This is a genomic window from Pseudomonas sp. ADPe, assembly GCF_014843515.1.
GTDB classification, from domain to species: Bacteria; Pseudomonadota; Gammaproteobacteria; order Pseudomonadales; family Pseudomonadaceae; genus Pseudomonas; species Pseudomonas citronellolis.
Genome location: NZ_CP062122.1, coordinates 2,554,616 through 2,572,879 on the forward strand (window position 1 = coordinate 2,554,616; position 18,264 = coordinate 2,572,879).

17 protein-coding genes are annotated in these 18,264 nt (G+C 69.2%); 9 read left to right on the forward strand and 8 right to left on the reverse strand.

Features of this window, described 5'->3' with window-relative positions; translation table 11 throughout:
* Positions 1-2: 2 nt before the first annotated feature.
* From IG194_RS11710 to sfnG, 6 genes are all read right to left on the reverse strand, one after another.
* Positions 3-1,046, reverse strand: coding sequence for a methionine ABC transporter ATP-binding protein (locus IG194_RS11710; protein ID WP_043314494.1), 1,044 nt, complete (start codon positions 1,044-1,046; stop codon positions 3-5).
* Positions 1,047-1,099: 53 nt separating this feature from the next.
* Positions 1,100-1,870 (reverse strand): MetQ/NlpA family ABC transporter substrate-binding protein, encoded by a 771-nt coding sequence (locus IG194_RS11715; RefSeq protein WP_058487771.1) that lies wholly within the window; start codon positions 1,868-1,870, stop codon positions 1,100-1,102.
* Positions 1,871-1,970: 100 nt separating this feature from the next.
* Positions 1,971-2,636: a methionine ABC transporter permease gene (locus IG194_RS11720; protein WP_043269715.1), complete on the reverse strand. Its 666-nt coding sequence runs from the start codon at positions 2,634-2,636 to the stop codon at positions 1,971-1,973.
* Positions 2,633-4,006, reverse strand: a complete 1,374-nt coding sequence (locus tag IG194_RS11725) for an LLM class flavin-dependent oxidoreductase (RefSeq protein WP_058072599.1) — start codon at positions 4,004-4,006, stop codon at positions 2,633-2,635. Before IG194_RS11725 ends, IG194_RS11720 begins: the two co-directional genes overlap by 4 nt.
* 9 nt (positions 4,007-4,015) lie before the next feature.
* Positions 4,016-5,230 carry an SfnB family sulfur acquisition oxidoreductase gene (locus tag IG194_RS11730; RefSeq protein WP_058487772.1) on the reverse strand — a complete coding sequence of 405 codons (1,215 nt, stop codon included), beginning with the start codon at positions 5,228-5,230 and terminating at the stop codon, positions 4,016-4,018.
* Between the two features lie 192 nt (positions 5,231-5,422).
* Positions 5,423-6,514, reverse strand: coding sequence for a dimethylsulfone monooxygenase SfnG (gene sfnG, locus IG194_RS11735; RefSeq protein WP_058487773.1), 1,092 nt, complete (start codon positions 6,512-6,514; stop codon positions 5,423-5,425).
* 283 nt (positions 6,515-6,797) lie between these two features.
* On the opposite strand from sfnG, the gene IG194_RS11740 reads away from it, so the two are divergent.
* Positions 6,798-7,526 carry a hypothetical protein gene (locus IG194_RS11740; RefSeq protein ID WP_058487774.1) on the forward strand — a complete coding sequence of 243 codons (729 nt, stop codon included), beginning with the start codon at positions 6,798-6,800 and terminating at the stop codon, positions 7,524-7,526.
* 13 nt (positions 7,527-7,539) lie between these two features.
* Here IG194_RS11740 and IG194_RS11745 read toward each other — a convergent pair whose 3' ends face one another.
* Positions 7,540-7,719: a hypothetical protein gene (locus IG194_RS11745; protein ID WP_058072595.1), complete on the reverse strand. Its 180-nt coding sequence runs from the start codon at positions 7,717-7,719 to the stop codon at positions 7,540-7,542.
* A gap of 236 nt (positions 7,720-7,955) precedes the next feature.
* On the opposite strand from IG194_RS11745, the gene IG194_RS11750 reads away from it, so the two are divergent.
* Both IG194_RS11750 and IG194_RS11755 read left to right on the forward strand, forming a co-directional pair.
* On the forward strand, positions 7,956-8,393 hold the full coding sequence (locus tag IG194_RS11750) for a CBS domain-containing protein (RefSeq protein ID WP_043269727.1): 438 nt from the start codon (positions 7,956-7,958) through the stop codon (positions 8,391-8,393).
* 93 nt (positions 8,394-8,486) lie between these two features.
* A complete protein-coding gene (locus IG194_RS11755; protein WP_009615001.1) occupies positions 8,487-8,669 on the forward strand; it encodes a ribbon-helix-helix domain-containing protein in 183 nt (60 codons plus the stop codon).
* 244 nt (positions 8,670-8,913) lie between these two features.
* Here IG194_RS11755 and IG194_RS11760 read toward each other — a convergent pair whose 3' ends face one another.
* Positions 8,914-10,563: a SulP family inorganic anion transporter gene (locus IG194_RS11760; protein ID WP_058487775.1), complete on the reverse strand. Its 1,650-nt coding sequence runs from the start codon at positions 10,561-10,563 to the stop codon at positions 8,914-8,916.
* A gap of 282 nt (positions 10,564-10,845) precedes the next feature.
* On the opposite strand from IG194_RS11760, the gene IG194_RS11765 reads away from it, so the two are divergent.
* From IG194_RS11765 to IG194_RS11790, 6 genes are all read left to right on the forward strand, one after another.
* A complete protein-coding gene (locus IG194_RS11765) occupies positions 10,846-11,976 on the forward strand; it encodes a PAS domain-containing protein (protein ID WP_043269731.1) in 1,131 nt (376 codons plus the stop codon).
* Positions 11,973-13,397, forward strand: coding sequence for a sigma-54 interaction domain-containing protein (locus tag IG194_RS11770; RefSeq protein WP_058487776.1), 1,425 nt, complete (start codon positions 11,973-11,975; stop codon positions 13,395-13,397). Before IG194_RS11765 ends, IG194_RS11770 begins: the two co-directional genes overlap by 4 nt.
* A 602-nt stretch (positions 13,398-13,999) precedes the next feature.
* Positions 14,000-14,596 (forward strand): dimethylamine monooxygenase subunit DmmA family protein, encoded by a 597-nt coding sequence (locus tag IG194_RS11775; RefSeq protein ID WP_058487777.1) that lies wholly within the window; start codon positions 14,000-14,002, stop codon positions 14,594-14,596.
* Positions 14,593-15,561, forward strand: coding sequence for a PDR/VanB family oxidoreductase (locus IG194_RS11780; protein ID WP_058487778.1), 969 nt, complete (start codon positions 14,593-14,595; stop codon positions 15,559-15,561). The genes IG194_RS11775 and IG194_RS11780 overlap by 4 nt, the downstream gene beginning before the upstream one ends.
* Positions 15,562-15,575: 14 nt before the next feature.
* Positions 15,576-16,592: a heme-dependent oxidative N-demethylase family protein gene (locus IG194_RS11785; protein ID WP_009614988.1), complete on the forward strand. Its 1,017-nt coding sequence runs from the start codon at positions 15,576-15,578 to the stop codon at positions 16,590-16,592.
* Positions 16,593-16,701: 109 nt separating this feature from the next.
* The gene (locus tag IG194_RS11790; protein WP_058487779.1) at positions 16,702-18,234 is read left to right on the forward strand and encodes an APC family permease; all 1,533 of its coding nucleotides are present in this window, start codon (positions 16,702-16,704) and stop codon (positions 18,232-18,234) included.
* Positions 18,235-18,264: the final 30 nt, after the last annotated feature.

An 18,264-nucleotide genomic window follows, 5' to 3' on the forward strand; every position in this document is an offset into this window, starting at 1 on the left:
CGTCAGGCACTGCCCACCAGGCTGACCCGGTCGGCCAGCGCCTGCGCGCGCGCCACCACCGCCTCGCGCTCCGCCGCCGGCGCCGCCACGCGCAGCCGCAGGCTGCCCAGGGAGCGGCCCTGGATGCGCTCCAGGCTGGCCTGCACCAGGCGCACCTCGTAGCCCAGTTCGCGGCCGATGGCGGCCGGCTCCGGTTCGCGGGCGCTGGCGCCGCTGTAGTGCAGGTCCAGCAGCAGGCCCTCGCCCGCCGCTTCGCCGTCGGCATCATGGTGCAGCGTGCCGAGCAGGCTGCGCGTCACTTCGTGGCGCGGGTCGCCGAACACTTCCCAGACCTCGCCCTGCTCCACCACCCGGCCGCGCTCCAGCACCACCACGCGGTCGCAGAGGTCGCGGATGACTTCCATCTCGTGGGTGATGAGGACGATGGTCAGGCCCAGGCGGCGGTTGATGTCGCGCAGCAGCGCGAGGATCGACTGGGTGCTTTCCGGGTCCAGCGCCGAGGTGGCTTCGTCGCACAGCAGCAGGTCCGGTTGCAGCACCAGCGCGCGGGCGATGCCGACGCGCTGCTTCTGCCCGCCGGAAAGCTGCGCCGGGTAGGCCTCGCGCTTGTCCGCCAGGCCCACCAACTGCAGCAGTTCGGCCACCCGCCGCTCGCGCTCGGCGCGCGGCACGCCGGCCAGCACCAGGGGCAGCGCGACGTTGTCGCCGACGCTGCGCGAGGCCATCAGGTTGAAGTGCTGGAAGATCATCCCGGTGCGCCGGCGCAGCTGCGCCAGGCGCGCGTCGTCGAAGGCGCCGATGTCCTCGCCGTCGACCAGCACCTGGCCGGCGCTGGGCCGCTCCAGGCGGTTGAGCGAGCGCAGCAGCGAGGACTTGCCGGCGCCGCTGCGGCCGATGATGCCGAACACCTCGCCGCGGCGGATCTCCAGGTCGATGCCGTGCAGCGCCTGCACTTCCCGGCCGCCGGCCAGGTAGTGCTTGGCCAGGCCGCGCAGGCGGATGTGGGTGGCAGCCGCCAGGGGCTGCGAATGATTGAAGCTGACCATGGGTGCGTTCCTGCCGGGCGCGGCGCCCGTCCTGGGCGCCGCGCCGGGTCACGTCAGAAGCCGGGGGCGATCTCGCCCTTGTAGCGGGTCAGGATGAAGTTGCGCACTTCCGGCGAGTTGAGCGCCTTGGCCAGCTTCTGGATGCCCGGGTCCTGGATGTTGTCCGGACGCGCCACCAGGAACTCGACGTAGAGGTCCTTGCCCTTCTCGACGATCAGCGCGCTCTTGATGTCGATGCCGGCTTCCAGCGCGTAGTTGGCGAAGACGAAGGCCAGGTCCACCTGCTTCACCGAGCGCGCCAGCATGGCGCCTTCCAGCTCGCGGATCTTCAGGTGCCTGGGGTTGTCGACGATGTCGCGCTCGGTGGACTGCGGATTGCTCGGGTCCTTGAGCTTGATCAGCCCGGCCTCGGCCAGCAGCACCAGGGCGCGGCCGGTGTTCACCGGGTCGTTGGGGATGGCCACGCTGGCGCCATCGGGCAGCTCGGCCAGGCTCTTGTACTTGGCCGAGTAGGCGCCGAAGGGCTCGATGTGCACGCCCACCACCGGCACCAGGTTGGTGTGGCGGGTCTTGTTGAAGTCGTCGAGGAACGGGCGGTACTGGTAGTAGTTGGCGTCGAGGTTCTTCTTCGCCAGCTGCAGGTTGGGCTGGATGAAGTCGTTGAAGACCTTCACTTCCAGGTCCACGCCTTGCTTGGCCAGGGCCGGTTTGACGAATTCGAGGATTTCCGCGTGGGGCACCGGGGTGGCGCCGACGACGAGGTGCTCGTTGGCGTGGGCGTTGATGGCTATTACGGCAGCCAGGGCGGCCAGGACTTTCTTCATGCTGTTTGCTCCGATCAGTGGTTTCTTGGAATGGCCGTCGTGGGTTGGACGTGGGGCCAGCGGCGGCGTTTTCCCGGCCGCCGCGAGCGGGTGTTTGGATTCAGCGCCGGGTGTAGTGGCGCACCAGGCGGTCGCCGCTCATCTGCAGGGCCTGCACCAGCAGGATCAGCAGCAGCACGGTGACCACCATGACGTCGGTCTGGAAACGCTGGTAGCCGAAGCGGATGGCCAGGTCGCCCAGGCCGCCGCCGCCGACCACGCCGGCCATGGCCGTGTAGTCGACCAGCACGATGGCGGTCACGGTGATGGCGGCGATCAGCCCGGTGCGCGCTTCCGGCAGCAGGGTGTGGAAAACGATCTGCCGGGTGCTCGCGCCCATCGCCTGTACCGCTTCCACCAGCCCGCGGTCGACCTCGCGCAGCGAGCTTTCCACCAGCCGCGCGAAGAACGGCGTGCAGCCCACCACCAGCGGCGGAATGGCGCCGCGCACGCCCAGCGAGGTGCCGGTGAGCAGCTCGGTGGCGGGGATCAGCACGATCAGCAGGATGATGAAGGGCATCGAGCGCAGCACGTTGGCCAGCACCGAGAGCACCCGGTACAGGCGCGGCGAGTCGAGCAGCTGGCGCTGGCCGGTGAGGTACAGCAGCACGCCCAGCGGCAGCCCCAGCAGCACGGTGCAGCCCAGGGCCGCGCCGAGCATGCTCAGGGTGTCCAGGCAGGCCTGGGCGATCTCGCTCCAGTCGACGTTGGCCAGCCAGTCGTTCATCGCCGGGCCTCCTCGCGCAGGGCCGCGACCGGGTGCGGCGCGGCCAGGCGGTCGCCGGCGCCGAACAGCTTGTGGCGCAGGGTGCCCTCGGCGTAGTCGCGCTTGAACAGGCCGCGGGCCTGCAGCTCCGGCACCAGCAGGTCAACCACCGCCTCGAAGGTCTCCGGCATGACCACGCCGGCCAGGTTGAAGCCGTCGACGTCGGTTTCCGCCACCCACTCCTGCAGCTGGTCGGCCACGGTCCGCGGCGAGCCCACCAGCACCGGGCCGTCGCCGCCGATGGCGCAGTAGTCGGCGATCTCGGCGGTGGTCCAGGTGCGCGTCGGGTCGGCGCGGGTAAAGGCTTCCACCGCCGACTGGATGGCGTCGCTGGGCACCTCGCGCAGCACCTGGCCGGGGGCGTATTCGGCGAAGTCGATGCCGGTCCAGCCGGACATCAGCGTCAGGGCGCCGGTGGCGCTGGCGTACTCGCGGTACTCGGCCAGGCGCGCCAGGGCCTCGGCGTCGGTCGGCGCGACTATCACCGTGAGCTGCTCCAGCACCAGCACGTCGCCCGGCTCGCGCCCGGCGGCGCGCACCGCTTCGCGCAGGTCGGCCACCTGCTTCTTCAGCACCGCCTTGCTCGGCGCGGCGACGAACACGCACTCGGCGTTGGCCGCGGCGAAGGCCCGGCCACGGCTGGAGGCGCCGGCCTGGTAGAGCACCGGGGTGCGCTGCGGCGAGGGTTCGCAGAGGTGGAAGCCGGGCACCTGGAAGTATTCGCCTTCGTGGCGGATGCCATGGACCTTGGATGGTTCGGCGTAGACGCCGCTGTCGCGGTCGGCGACCACGGCGTCGTCTTCCCAGCTGGTTTCCCACAGCTTGTAGCAGACCTGCAGGTACTCGTCGGCCAGGGCGTAGCGCTGGTCGTGGGACAGCTGGCGCTGCTGGCCGAGGTTGCGCGCGCCGCTGGCCAGGTACGAGGTGACGATGTTCCAGCCGGCGCGGCCGCCGGTCAGGTGGTCGAGGGTGGACATGCGCCGGGCGAAGGGGAACGGGTGCTCGAAGGACACCGAGGCGGTCACGCCGAAGCCCAGGTGGCGGGTGGCCGCGGCCATCGCCGGGACCAGTTGCAGCGGGTCGTTCACCGGCACCTGCGCGCCGCTGCGCAGCGCGGCGTCGGCATTGCCGCCGTAGACGTCATAGACGCCCAGCACGTCGGCGATGAACAGGCCGTCGAGCTTGCCGCGTTCCAGGGTCTTGGCCAGCTCGACCCAGTAGTGGATGTCGGTGTAGCGCCGCGCCTGGTCGCGCGGGTGGCGCCAGAGGCCGGGCGAGAGGTGGCCGACGGTGTTCATGGCGAAGGCGTTGAGGCGTATCTGCTTGCTCATGGCGCCCCCTCAGTTCCAGTCGTGGCGCGGCGGGCGCTTGCCGTTGAGCAGCCAGTTGCCGACCAGGTGGTACTTCCAGCGCACCGGGTCGTGCAGGGTGTGCACGCGGGCGTTGCGCCAGTGGCGGTCGAGGTTGTGCTTGCGCAGGGTGGAGCGGGTGCCGCCGAGCTCGAACAGCTTGTTGCTCGCCTCGATGGCGATCTCGGTGGTCAGCACCTTGGCCCGGGCCACGGCCAGGGAGGCGGCGGCCACCTTGTCCTCGTCGGGCGCCGCCTTGCCGGCGTCGAGCACGTAACCGGCGCGTTCCAGCAGGGCTTCGGCGGCTTCCAGGCGGATGTCCAGGCCGCCGACCTGGATGATGGTCAGCGGGTCCTCGCTGGCCTTCTCCACCCCCGCGTCGATCCACGGGCGCGCCTGCTCGCGGACGAAGGCGATGGTGTCGCGCAGCGCGGCGCGGGCGATGCCGGCGTCGATGGCGGCGGTGGTGATCTGGGCGAAGGGCCCGGCCAGGGTCGGGCTCTCGTAGGAGCGGTAGCTGGGGAACAGGTGGAAGGCCGGCACGCGCAGGCCGTCCAGCAGCACGGTGCCGCTGGAGGTGGTGCGCTGGCCGATGCTGTCCCAGTCGTCCACCACCGTCAGCCCGGCGCTTTCCCGCGGGACGAAGGCCAGCTGCGCGCGGTCCTGCTCGTCCAGCGCCAGCACGCCCAGCCAGTGCGCGTAGAGCGAGCCGGTGCAGTAGCCCTTGCGGCCGTCGACGCGGTAGCCGTCGCCCTCGGCGACCAGGCGGGTGCGGATGTCCTGCACGTTCTTGCCGCCGGTTTCCGACAGCGCGTTGGCGAAGCGGTGGCCTTCCAGCACCAGGGCGAAGAAGTGCCGCTTCTGCTCCTCGCTGCCCTGCAGGCGGATGTCTTCCAGCAGGCAGTAGTGGTTCTGCGGAATCTGCCCCAGGGACGGGTCGGCCGCCGAGACGATGGCGATGACCTGGGCCAGGGTGGCGTGGGACACCTCGGCGCCGCCGTATTCGCGCGGCACCGTGATGCCCCACAGGCCGCTGTTGGAGAAGGCGTCGACGATCTCCACCGGCACCAAGCGGTTGAGGTCGCGCTCGGAAGCGCCGGCCAGCAGCAGCTCGGCGACCTCGTGGGCGACGCGGATGGCCTCGGCGTCGTCGCGGATGATCCGCGCGGCGGGGCGGTTGATCGGATAGGCAGCAGAAACGGACATGGTCTTCCTCGTGGCGAACAGTGGCCCGTGTGGGGCCGGGACCTCCCGGCAGCGGGCCCTGTCCTGGCTGAGCACGATCCATGCCCGAAATTTTCTCCCTATAAATCAGCCACTTACTGGTTATAAAAGGCAGCCGAGTCGCTGGCCGGACACTGTTTGTTGAAGCACTGTCCGGCAGCCAACAGTTGCCCGTCAGGCAACAGCCTTGCGCTGCGCCTCGGCCTCCAGCTCGCGCACCAGCGGCAGGACCTTCTCGCCGAAGTACTCCACCTCTTCCTGGAAGTGCAGGAAGCCGGAGAGCACCAGGTCCACGCCCACCGCCTTGAGCGCGAGGATGCGTTCGGCGATCTGCCGCGGGGTGCCGATCAGGTTGGTCTTGAAGCCGTCGTTGTACTGCACCAGGTCTTCGAAGCTGGACTTCGCCCAGTTGCCCTCGCCCTCGGGGCTGGCGGCGCCGGCGTTCTTCACCTCGTGGCCGAAGGCGTTGACCGCCTCGGGGTTGGCCTTGTCGATGATTTCCTGCAGCACCGCGCGGGCCTCGGCCTCGCTGTCGCGGGCGATGATGAAGGCGTTCACCCCGATCTTCACCGCGTGGCCGTTGGCCGCGGCCTTGGCGCGGATGTCGTCGACCTGGGCCTTGATGCCTTCCACCGTGTTGCCATTGGTGAAGTACCAGTCCGACACCCGCGCGGCCATGTCGCGCGCGGCCCGCGAGCTGCCGCCCTGGAAGATTTCCGGGTGCGGGCGCTGCAGCGGCTTGGGCTTGAGGCTGTAGTCGCGGAAGCGGTAGAAGTCGCCGTTGAAGGTGAAGTTGTCCTGGGTCCAGATGCCCTTGAGCGCGCGGATGAACTCCTCGGAGCGGCGGTAGCGCTCGTCGTGCTCCAGCCAGGGCTCGCCGATGGCGTGGAACTCGCCCTTGAACCAGCCGGAGACGATGTTCACCGCGATGCGCCCGCCGGTCAGCTGGTCGATGGTCGCCAGTTGCTTGGCCGCCAGCGCCGGGTTCCACGGGCCGGGGAGGATGGCGGCGATGACCTTGAGCTTCTCGGTCGCCGCCAGCAGCGCATGGCTGATGGCCACCGACTCGTGCTGGTACTCGGCGCCGTAGCCGGCGGTGAAGCGGATCTGCGACAGGGCGTAGTCGAAGCCGGCCTTCTCGGCGCTCTGTGCCAGCCGGCGGTTGTAGTCGAAGTCCCAGCTGGTGCGCTGTTCGATGTTGCTGACGACGAGGCCGCCGCTGACGTTGGGCACCCAGTAGGCGAAGCGGATGGGTTGCTGGCTCATGGTTCTGCTCTCCGGGAGTTGCGCGATTGCATGCCGCGCGGCCAGGCGCCATGCGGCTTCCACCAGGGCCGGAGCAGCAACCGTGCCAGTGCCGGAAAGCCTTGCGGATCATGAACTTGCAACAGGCGCCGGGTTATCGTCCTGTCCGAGGCCGGGCAAGCTGCTGATGCGCTGTTGCCAGGCCAACAGCCGGGCGACGGAAATGTGCCGCCGCGCCCTGCAAGCGCCAAAGCACCGACTAGACTTGCACCTCCCGGCCCGCGCATTTTCCAAGGAGGCCATCGTGCGTACCTGTTTCGTACTGCTCCTCGTGGCCGGCCTGGCCGGCTGCGCGGCGGATGTGAAGCGCGCCGACGCGCTCTCCCCCATCAGCACCTATGCCGACACCCGCAACCGCCTGCTGGTGAACTTCCAGGGCGACCCCAGCGTGACCGCGACGCCGGGCTGGACGCGGCTGACCAGCACCTGGCGGCGCATCCTGACCGACCGCGCGGCCTCGTCCGACTACCAGCTGGGCGAGCAGGCCGGCGCGGTGAGCCCCACCGCGCAGCCGGCGACGCTGCTGGTGGTGGAAGTCGACCGCCTGCGCCAGCAGGCCGACGGCGACGGCCTGGGCAAGGGCAGCCTGCGCGTCAACGTGCGCTTCACCGACGGCCCCAGCGGCCGGCTGATGGGCTCGCGCCGCTACGAGACCGACTCCGCCGAGCCCGAGGCGCTGGAAGGCCAGCTCAAGGACATTTCCAAGGCGATCATCGAGGAAGTCGAAAGCGCCCAGCGCATCGCCAAGCGCGACCCGCTACCGGCAGCGCCGATGCCGGCCGGCACGCCGGCCGAGCAACCGGCCCGCCCCGCGCCGGCCCCGGCGCCCGGCCAGTCGGTGGCCAGCCGGGAGGCGGCGGCCAAGCCGGTGGTGGCGGTGGAGAACCAGGAGCGCCAGCTGCAGAAGCTGCAGCGCAGCAACCTGCCGTTCGACCAGTACCAGAACGAATACCGGCGCATCACCTCGCAGTGAGCGCCGGCGCGCCTCAGTCGTCGTGCCAGTGGGCGTCGCCGTCCTCGTCGTCCCAGTCGTCCTCAGCGTCCTCGGGCTCGTCGCGCAGGCCGGTGGCGTCGTGCTCGAAATCCTCCGGGGAATCCTCGTCCCACTCGTGGTCGAGCAGGTGCTCGTGCTCCGGCTCGGGGAGGTCGATGTCGTCGTCGTGCATGGTGCTATCTCGGCAGGCGGGGTGCGGCAGGCCTCAATGCTACGGCCTCGCCGGGCCCGCGCAAAGCCTCGACGGTCGCGCGGCGCGGCGCATTTGGCTATAAGTCAGAAGGAAGGTCATGACGTTTTCCTATGGGGGCGATGCCGTTTCCAGCATTGTGCGGGAAGCCTCGCTTGCCGATCCTGTCGCCACCCCGGGGTAATAGCCCTGCGCACAACAGCAGAAGGACATCCAGCATGAAGACCGTCGCACAGCTCCTCCACGCCAAGCAGAGCCAGCAGGTGCACACCATAGGCCCGCACGAGATGGTGCTCGACGCCCTGCGGGTGATGGCGGTGAAGAACGTCGGCGCCCTGCCGGTGGTGGACAACGGCCAGGTGGTGGGCGTGGTCAGCGAACGCGACTACGCGCGCAAGATGATCCTCCAGGGCCGCAGTTCGGTGGGCACCCCGGTCAGCGCCATCATGAGTTCGCCGGTGGTCACGGTGGATTCGCAGCAGAACATCGACACCTGCATGAGCATCATGACCGAGCGCCACCTGCGCCACCTGCCGGTGGTGGAGAACGGCCAGTTGGTGGGCCTGCTGTCCATCGGCGACCTGGTCAAGGAAGCCATCGCCGAGCAGGCCCAGCTGATCCAGCAGTTGGAGCAGTACATCCGCGGCGAACAGTGAGCCGGCGGCGGCTGCGGCGGACGGCGCCATGACAGGGGCGCGGATGGGGCATTAGAATTTGATTAACATCCGCGAACCGAACAAGTAGAACCCATGGAAAACCGCACCGCCCGCCTGACCGTCCTGATCGACCCGGTGAAGAAGAAGGCCTTCGAGGAACTCTGCGCCAGCCAGGACCTGACACCTTCCCAGGTGGTTCGCCAGTTGATCCGCGATTACCTGGAGAGCCACGGGGTGAGCTATGCCACGCAACCGAAGGTGGGCGGGCAGGATTGAGGGCCACCGGCCAGTCCGGAGCAGCCTGCCGGCTCGATCGCGGACGGAGTCCGCTCCTACGCCCGTGCCTCCCTGGGCCTGGTCTCGCCAGCGCTTTTCGTAGGATGGGTTGAGCCTGCGAAACCCATGCGGTTGCGCTGATGGGTATCGCTTCGCTCAACGCCATCCTACGAAAAGCCGTGCTTCCTGGAACCGTAGGGGCGGACTCCGTCCGCGATTGCTCCCAGGCGGCGCCGAACCCTCCCTACGAAGAAACCACCGCCTCCCCCCGCCCTTCGCAGGCCGCCAGCGCCATGGCAAAACTGGCATGGTAATTCCGCCTACCCACCGCCTCGATGATCCCCGCCCGCACCAGCTTGTGCCGCACCCGCGGGTTGGCCTCGCAGAGCTTCACCGTCACCCCGCGCTTGCGCAGTTGCTGGATCATCTCCTCCAGCGTCTGCATCCCGGTGATGTCCATGAACGGCACCCGCCTCAGGCGGATCACCAGCAACTGCGGATCGCTGCGAGTCTGCGCCAGGGCGCGTTCGAAGGTTTCCGCCGCGCCAAAGAACAACGGCCCCTCGATGGTATAGACGAGCACGCCCGGCGGCAGCGCGCCTTGCAGTTCGCCCCGCAGCTCGGCGCTGCCCTGCTGCAGCACCTCCACCGAGGAAGCCATGCGCCGCATGAACAGCAGCATGGCCAGGATCACCCCGATGTTCACCGCGATCACCAGGTCGCTGAACACCGTCAGGCCGAAGGTGATCAGCAGGATGGCCACGTCGGCCCTGGGCGCGCGGCGCAGCATGCGCACGAAGTGGCGGGCCTCGCTCATGTTCCAGGCCACCACGAAGAGGATCGCCGCCAGCGCGCACAGCGGGATGCTCGAGGCCAGCGGGGCGAGGAACAGGATGATCAGCACCAGGGTCGCCGCGTGGGCCACCCCGGCGATCGGGCTGTTGCCGCCGTTGCGGATGTTGGTGGCGGTGCGGGCGATGGCGCCGGTGGCGGCGAAGCCGCCGAACAGCGGCGCCAGCAGGTTGGCGATGCCCTGGCCGACCAGCTCCTGGTTGGAGTCGTGGCGGGTGCCGGCCATGCCGTCGGCGACCACCGCCGAGAGCAGCGACTCGATGGCGCCGAGCATGGCGATGGCGAAGGCCGGGCCGATCAGCTCCAGCATCCGCGGCAGGCTGATCTCCGGCAGGCTCGGCACCGGCAGGCCGCGGGGGATGCCGCCGAAGGCGCTGCCGATGGTGGCCACGCCGTCGAACTGGAACAGCGCCTGCAGCACGCTGACCAGCACCATCGCCAGCAACGGCCCCGGCACCCGCCCCAGGTACGGCAGGCGCGGGCCGTAGAGCACCGCGGCCAGGCCGAGGAGGGCCAGCAGGGTGGTCGCCGGGTGCAGCTGCGGCAACGCCTGCAGCAGGTGCCAGAGCTTCTGGTGGAAGTGCTCGCCGCCCACCGCCGGCAGGCCGAAGAAGTCCTTCCACTGGCCGACCCAGATGATCACCCCGATGCCGGCGGTGAAGCCGACGATGACCGGGTCGGGAATGTACTTGATGACGCTGCCCAGGCGGGTGATGCCCAGCAGCAGGAGGATCACCCCGGCCATCAGCGTGGCCAGCTGCAGGCCGTCGACGCCGTAGCGCGCGGTGATGCCGGCGAGGATGACGATGAAGGCGCCGGTGGGCCCGGCGATCTGCACCCGGCTGCCGCCGAACAGCGACACCGCGATGCCCGCCACTATGGCCGTGTACAGGCCCTGCTCGGGCTTGACCCCGGAGGCGATGGCGAAGGCCATGGCCAGGGGCAGCGCGACCACCCCGACGATGACCCCGGCCAGCAGGTTGCGTGGCCAGTTCTGCAACTTCAGAAGCCCGGCCGCCCAGGCGTCACGTACGGCGATCATCGTCCACTCCTCCGCGGAAGAATGCGCATCAGATTAACATGCTATGTTAATTGGCGTGTACTAGGCCAAAGTCCTGTCTTACGCCTTTCCCGGGGAGGCGCTACGCTTGCCCGAGGGCGCTGCGCAAACGCAAACGCTGCTGCATTTCTGCATACAGTCGCCACGGCGCCAGGCCGCGGGGCCCCATGCCGCGGGCTCCGCGTCCTGGCATGCAACCTGCCTGGGTAGACGACTGGCCCGCGCCACCGCGCCGGTCCCGTCATCCCCCATGGAGAATCCCAGATGGACCCGCTACGCCTGCTGCTCGACCGTGGCCTGCTGCTGGCCGACAGCATCGCCGCGGATGGCCGCTTCCTCGACGTCTCCGCCGAACAGAGCGACCAGCTCGGCTACCCGCCCGGCGCGCTGCACGGCCAGGGCATGGAACAGGTCTACACCGCCGATTCGGTGCGCGCCCTGCAGCAGCTCTTCGCCAACCCGCCGGCCGACGAACGGGTGCAGGACCTGGAGCTGACGCTGATCCGCCACAACGGCGGCCTGCTGCCGGTGCTGGCCAGCGGCGTGCTGCAGTGGCGCGACGGCGAGCCGGCGCGCCTGCACCTGGTGAAGATGCCCCTGGGCGGCATCAGCCGGCGCCTGGGCGAGCTGCAGAACGCCAACGAAGTCATGAGCCAGATGCTCTACAGCGCCAAGGTGGCCTACTGGTGCATCGAGTTCGCCGAGCCGGTGGACGTGCGCCAGACGCCGGACGAGATCGTCCGTCAGGTGTTCGAGAACCGCTCCTACTGGCGCATGTGCAACCGCGCCATGGCGGCGATCTACGAGATGCCCGCCGACGTCGACTTCGGCCAGCAGCCGGTGCGCCTGTACTGGCCGCGCAGCCCGGCCAACGAGGAATTCGTGCGGCGGCTGATCGAGGCCGACTTCCACGTCGACGGCGCGCTCTCGGTGGACCGCCGCCACGACGGCTCGCCGGCCTACGTGGAGAACGACGTGCGCGCCAGCATCCACAACGGCCGCCTGCTGCGCATGTGGGGCAGCCTGCGCGACGTCAGCCAGGAGCTGCGCATGCAGCATGACGCCGAGCAGCGCATCGAGGCCCTGCGCCGGGTGTTCGACGCGGTGCCCGACGCGGTGCTGGTGATCGACGAAGCCGCCCAGCCGCAATGGCGCAACGCCGCCTTCGAGCAGGTGTTCGGCATCACCCGCGCCGCCGGCGTGGCCGCCACCCTCGACCGCCTGCCGCTGCCCGAGCGCACCTGGCAGCGCCTGGAGCTGCCCGACCAGTACGGCCGCTACCGCGCCTTCGACAGCCACTGCTCGCGCATCCTGATCCGCGAGGACCAGGCCTGGCGCGTGGTGGTGCTGCGCCCGGACGGCGTCGAGCGCCGGCCGGCAGAGCTGCACCCATGAGCGGCGAGGGCTTCTTCGCGCCGATGCGCATGGGCATGCGCTCGTCGGTCAACGTCAGCGCCGAGATGCTCGCCGCGCTGCTGGAGGCGCCGGCGCTGCACGCCCTGCTCGACGGCTTCGGCGAGGCGCTGATCGTCTGCGACGGCGACTCCCGGGTGCGCTTCCTCAACCTGGCCGCCGAGCGCATCAACCGCGTGGCGCGCCAGGACGTGCTGGGCCTGAGCGACAGCGATTTCTACCAGCGCTCGGCGCTGCAGTTCGACGACTTCCTGCAGGCCGTGCGCCGCGGCGGCAAGAGCGCGCTGACGCGTTCGCGCGACGGCCGGCTGTTCCTCACCCGCCTGCAGAGCGTGCCCGCCGGCGCCTACGAGAAGCCCTACACGCTGCTGATCCAGCGCGAATACGAAGCGCGCGAAAGCGCCGGCCGCAGCGCTCCGGCGCCGTCGCTGGCGGACAGCCCGGCGAGCCTGGGCGACCCCCAGGACAACGCGCTGCACATGTCGCCGCTGCTCTCGGACATCGCCGACATGGGCGTGCGCGCCTTCCGCCGCCGCGCCCGCCTACTGCTGCTCGGCGAGCCGGGCGTGGGCAAGACCGCCATCGCCCGGCACATCCACCGCGCCGCCGGCTGGGGCGACCGGCCCTTCGTCGACGTGAACTGCGCGAGCATCCCCGAGACGCTGTTCGAGTCGGAGATGTTCGGCTACGAGCGCGGCGCCTTCACCGGCGCGCTGCAGCAGGGCAAGCGCGGCTACATCGAGAGCGCCGCCGGCGGCACGCTGTTCCTCGACGAGATCGGCGAGATCCCCCTGCAGGTGCAGGCCAAGCTGCTCAAGTTCCTCGACGACGGCACCATCCAGCCGGTGGGCTCGCCGCTGGCGAAGAAGGTCCAGGTGCAGGTGATCGCCGCCACCAACAAGGACCTCAAGGCGCAGGTGTCCGCCGGCCTGTTCCGCGCCGACCTCTACTACCGCCTGGCCGTGCTGCCGGTGGACATCCCGCCGCTGCGTGCCCACCGCGACGACCTGCCGGTGCTGATGGACATCCTCCTGGCGCGCATCAACCGCGACCGCCAGCCGCCCCTGCGGCTGTCCACGGCCTGCCGCCAGCGCCTGCTGAGCCATGACTTCCCGGGCAACATCCGCGAGCTGGTGAACATCTTCGAACGCCTGGCGGTGCTGGCCGACGACGTCGCCGAAGAGCAGCACCTGCCACCGGAGCTGCTGGGCCAGGTCGCACCCGCCGGAGAGGAAGAACCGCTGCCCTTCGCCAGCGCCGACGAACCGCTCAAGGCGCAGGTGCAACGCTTCGAGCGGCAAGTGATCCTCCAGGCCGTGCGCCTGTGCGGCAGCAAGCGCAAGGCGGCGCAGCACCTGGGGATCGATGTCGGGACCTTGATTCGGAAGTTGCAGAGGGATTGAGCGCCAGCCGGCCCCTTCTTTTGCAGGAGCCACTGCCTTGCAGGCTGCACCGAGATGCTTTTCGTAGGATGGGTTGAGCTTGCGAAACCCATGCGGTGGCGGTGATGGGTATCGCTTCGCTCAACCCATCCTACGGGGGTTGCGTTTGCCGGATGCATTGGCATTGTTCTGACCTCCCTTCCCTCTCCCTAACCCTCTCCCTGAAGGGAGAGGGGACCGTTGGGCAGAAACGGGTATTACGGAGTTAGCCGGCAGCTCTGATGGTTTCCGGCTAAAGCCATGCTCATCTCGGCACGGACTAGCCCCCTCTCCCTTCAGGGCGGGGCGCGCAGCCGAGGGCTGGGGAGAGGGGCGGCGCCCAACCAACACACCGCCGCCCCAGGATAACCACCCCCACCAACGCTGCATTTCTGCCTATCCCCCCTTGTCATTTCTGCTTACATTCCCTTCCCTCCAAAACAACAATCCCTTAATTTTCAACAACTTAATTTCTTGGCACACCCTGTGCTCCACCTCCATCGACCCGTGACCGTGCGCGGGTCCTCGAATCGCGCCAGGCATCCCCGACCGGGGTTGCCGGCAGTTCTGGAGGCACAACAACAATGCTCATCACAGGTATCAAGAGCAGGCCGGTCTACGACGACCTGCGCCCGCTCGCCGGCAGCAACCACATAGTCGCAGGCCAGGGCAGCGGCGGCAGCGCCATGCTCCGGCTGCTGGCCGAAATGCCGCGCACCGCGCCCATCCGCGTGCTCTATTCCACCGAATCCTTCTCCGGGCAGAACCACCTGACCGCGCTGCGCGACATCGCCGGCGTCGAGCTGAGCGTCTATCCGAGCAACCGCTCGCTGGTCGACGACCTGCACGCCCTGCTCGGCCAGTCGCGCATGGGCACCCGCCTGTACCTGGCCGGCTCGGAAAGCTTCATCGGCACCGCCATGCAGGCCGCCGATGCGATCAACCTGAACCGGGACGAGGTGCTGCGCGAGCACTGCGGCTCCTTCGTGCGCCGCGTCTGGTGCGTGCACTGCGACGGCTACACCGAGAACGTCACCCAGCGCGTGTTCATCTGCCCGCACTGCGCCCGCACCCTGGTGGTCCGCGACCACTACTCGCGCCGCCTCGCCGCCTTCCAGGCGGTCAAGGCCGACGCCGAAGTCCCCGGCGAGCTGCCGGCAGCCGAGGAACTCGACACATGAGCCAGTCCAGCGGAACCCTCAACGTCCGCGTCGCCCGCATCGAGCAGGTGACCCCGGAAATCAAGCGCTTCACCCTGGTGCCGCGCGACGGCGGCCAGCTCACGCCCTTCTCCGGCGGCAGCAACGTGGTGGTGCTGATCCCCCACGACGGCGGCACCTACCGCAACGCCTACTCGCTGATGAGCTCGCCCTACGACGCCAGCGCCTACCAGATCGCGGTGCGCCGCGTGGAAGACGGCCGTGGCGGCTCCAGGCGCATGCACGATGCGGTGAAGGAGGGCGACGAGCTGGAAATCCTCCGCCCGGTGAACCTGTTCCCGCTGAGCAAGCATGCGCGCCTGCACCTGTTCATCGCCGGCGGCGTGGGCATCACCCCGGTGTGCTCGCAGCTGGCCGAGCTGCGCCTGCGCGGCACCCCGTTCGAAGTGCACCTGGCGGTGCGCGGCGCGGAACATGCGCGCCTGGGCGAGGAACTGGCGCGCGAACACGGCGACGCCGTGCGCCTGTATCGCGACGACCGCGGCGAGCGCCTGAACATCAGCGCCGTGCTGGCCGACCGCCCGCTGGGCAGCGACGTATACGTCTGCGGCCCCGAGGGCATGATCCAGGACACCATAGACGCGGCCCACGCCCACGGCTGGACCGACAGCCACATCCACTACGAGCGCTTCCTCGAACAGGGCAGTTCCGGCGAACCGTTCAAGGTCACCCTGGCGCGCAGCGGCGCGACCATCGAGGTGTCGCCCGACCAGAGCCTGCTGGAAGCCGCCGAGGCCGCCGGCCACGAGATTCCCTACCTGTGCCGCGGCGGCGCCTGCGGCATGTGCGAGACCAACGTCCTGGAACTGGACGGCGAGATTCTCCACACCGACGACTGGCTGTCCGACGAGGACAAGGCCGCCAACAAGAAAATCATGCCCTGCGTGTCGCGCGCCAAGTGCTCGCGGCTGGTCATCGACTGCTGAGCCGGAGAACGACCATGACCATCCAATTCCGCCCCGACGAAACCTACCGCGACGACTACACCTACGCCAACAGCCCCGCGTGCATCGCCCGCGCGCCCTTCCCCTTCCCGGACGACGAGTACATGTACTCGATGAACCTGGAACCCCACGTCTCCGTCGGCGACGGCGCCTTCCGTGCGGTGTTCGACATCGACGAGCACTACATCAGCGAGTGCCGCGACCGCGCCATCACCCTGGAGAAGGACCCGGGCATGCACTACGTCTCGGCGCCGCACATGATGGAGGCGCAGTGGGACCTGCTGGAGCTGATCATGGAGTCCTACGCCAAGGATTACCCGGAGTACTTCGCCCTGGAGCGCGACGGCACCCGCTGGCACTGGACCAACAAGCTGCTGGGCATCGACGACACCTTCACCTTCGGCGACCCGGCCACCCTGCCCTACGAGCCGATGGAATACATCACCCGCCAGGCCCAGGGCGACTGGGTGCTGCAGGAGGAGCGCGACGGCACCCTGTACTGGGGCGCCGGCATCGCCACCCAGCGCGCCGACTACTCGCTGCGCTTCAACCTGGGCATGGCCTGGCACGAGTACCACGGCCCGGTGCCGCTGGTGAAGGAAACCGGCATGCTCGACCGCGCGCTGAAGTTCCTCCTGCGCCTGCGCAACGGCCACCCGGTGCGCCGCCTGAACTGGTCGCTGACGGTCAACCCGCGCCTGGACGTGTCCGCCGAGAGCCTGCCGGACTGGGCCCCGGACCGCACCACGGTGACCGCCGAGAACGCCGGCGAGAAGGTCTACCTGCGCATCGAGCTGCAGCCGCTGCACCGCCTGCCGCGCAGCAACGCCATCGTGTTCCCGATCCGCACCTACCTGCTGAGCCTGCAGGACATCGCCAGCAACCCCGCCTGGGCCAGGCGCATGCACCGCGTGCTCAAGTCCCTGAACCAGGAACTGGTGGACTACAAGGGCTTCACCCGCTACCGCGACGCGGCGGTGGAGTGGCTCTCGCAGTACGACGACGGCAAATAGGCGCCGCGCTTTCCATAACGACAATGAGCCCGTAGAGGGCAGCGGCGGATGCGCAAGCTCCGCCGCAGACAATCCGCCACTGCCCATTACCCCCTGAGAGGAAACAACGATGAGTGGGTCCCCTGCCAAGCGTGCCGCTGGCGTAACCGATTCCGATGCCGAGCAGCTCGCCGCCCTCGGCTACAGCTCGAACTTCGAGCGCAGCATGAGCCTGTGGGAGAACTTCTCCCTGGGCTTCACCTACCTGTCGCCGGTCGTCGGCGTCTACACCCTGTTCGGCCTGTGCCTGGCCGCCGGCGGCCCGCCGATGTTCTGGTCGTACCTGCTGATCGGCCTCGGCCAGCTGCTGGTGTGCCTGGTGTTCGGCGAGGTGGTCTCGCAGTTCCCGATCTCCGGCGGCGTCTACCCCTGGGCACGGCGCCTGGTGGGCAAGCGCTGGGCGTGGATGGTCGGCTGGGTGTACGCCTGGGCGCTGTGCGCCACCATCGCCGGCGTCTCGGTCGGGGCCGGGCCCTACCTGGCGGCGCTGCTGGGCTTCGCGCCGAGCGCGGACGTCAGCATCTACATCGCCCTGGTGCTGATCCTGGTCTCCACCGGCCTCAACCTGGTGGGCACCAAGCTGCTGGCGCGGGTGGCCATGTTCGGCTTCCTCTGCGAGCTGGTCGGCGCCATCCTGGTCGGCGGCTACCTGCTGATCTTCGAGCGCCACCAGCCGTTCAGCGTGCTCTTCGACACCTTCGGCCTCGGCGCGGCGCAAGGTTCCTACCTGCCGGCGTTCCTCGCCGCCTCCCTGGCCGGGCTGTTCCAGTACTACGGCTTCGAGGCCTGCGGCGACGTCGCTGAGGAAACCCCCAACCCCGGCAAGCGCATCCCCAAGGCCATGCGCATGACCATCTACATCGGCGGCGCCGCCGCGATGTTCGCTTGCCTGGCGCTGATCCTCTCGGTGCCGGACATGCACAAGGTGCTCGCCGGCGAAGACACCGACCCGGTCGCCACCATCCTGGCCAACGCCTTCGGCCCGGTGGGTTCGCGCCTGGTGATGGCGGTGGTGCTGGTGTCCTTCGTGTCCTGCGTGCTCAGCCTGCAGGCCGCCGCCAGCCGCCTGCTGTTCGCCTACGCCCGTGACGAGATGATCGTCGGCAGCCGCGTGCTGCAGCGCCTGTCGGCCAACCAGGTGCCGTCCGCCGCGTTGCTCGTCAGCGGCGTGGTGCCGGCGGCGATCGTCTGCCTGGGCCTGTTCATGGCCGACGCCACGGCCACCATCGTCGGTTTCGCCGCCATCGGCATCTACGTCGCCTTCCAGCTGATCGTGGTCGCCGCGCTGATCGCCCGCGCCAAGGGCTGGGTGCCCGGCGGGCAGTTCAGCCTGGGCCCCTGGGGCACGCTGGTGAACGTCGGCGCGCTGGTCTACGGCGCCGGCGCCATCGCCAACATGGTCTGGCCGCGCAGCCCCGACGCGCCCTGGTACATCAACTACTCGATGATCCTCACCACCGCCGTGGTGCTGGGCGCGGGCGTGCTCTACATGCTGCTGGCCAGGCCCTACGACAAGGGCACCGCGCCGGCCGGCGACGCCCACCGGATCTCCGGCCGCCAACGATCCGTGCGCGCTACGGGCGCGCTTGCCGAACCGGCTTGATCGCAACCCTGACGCAATTCGGGCCATACG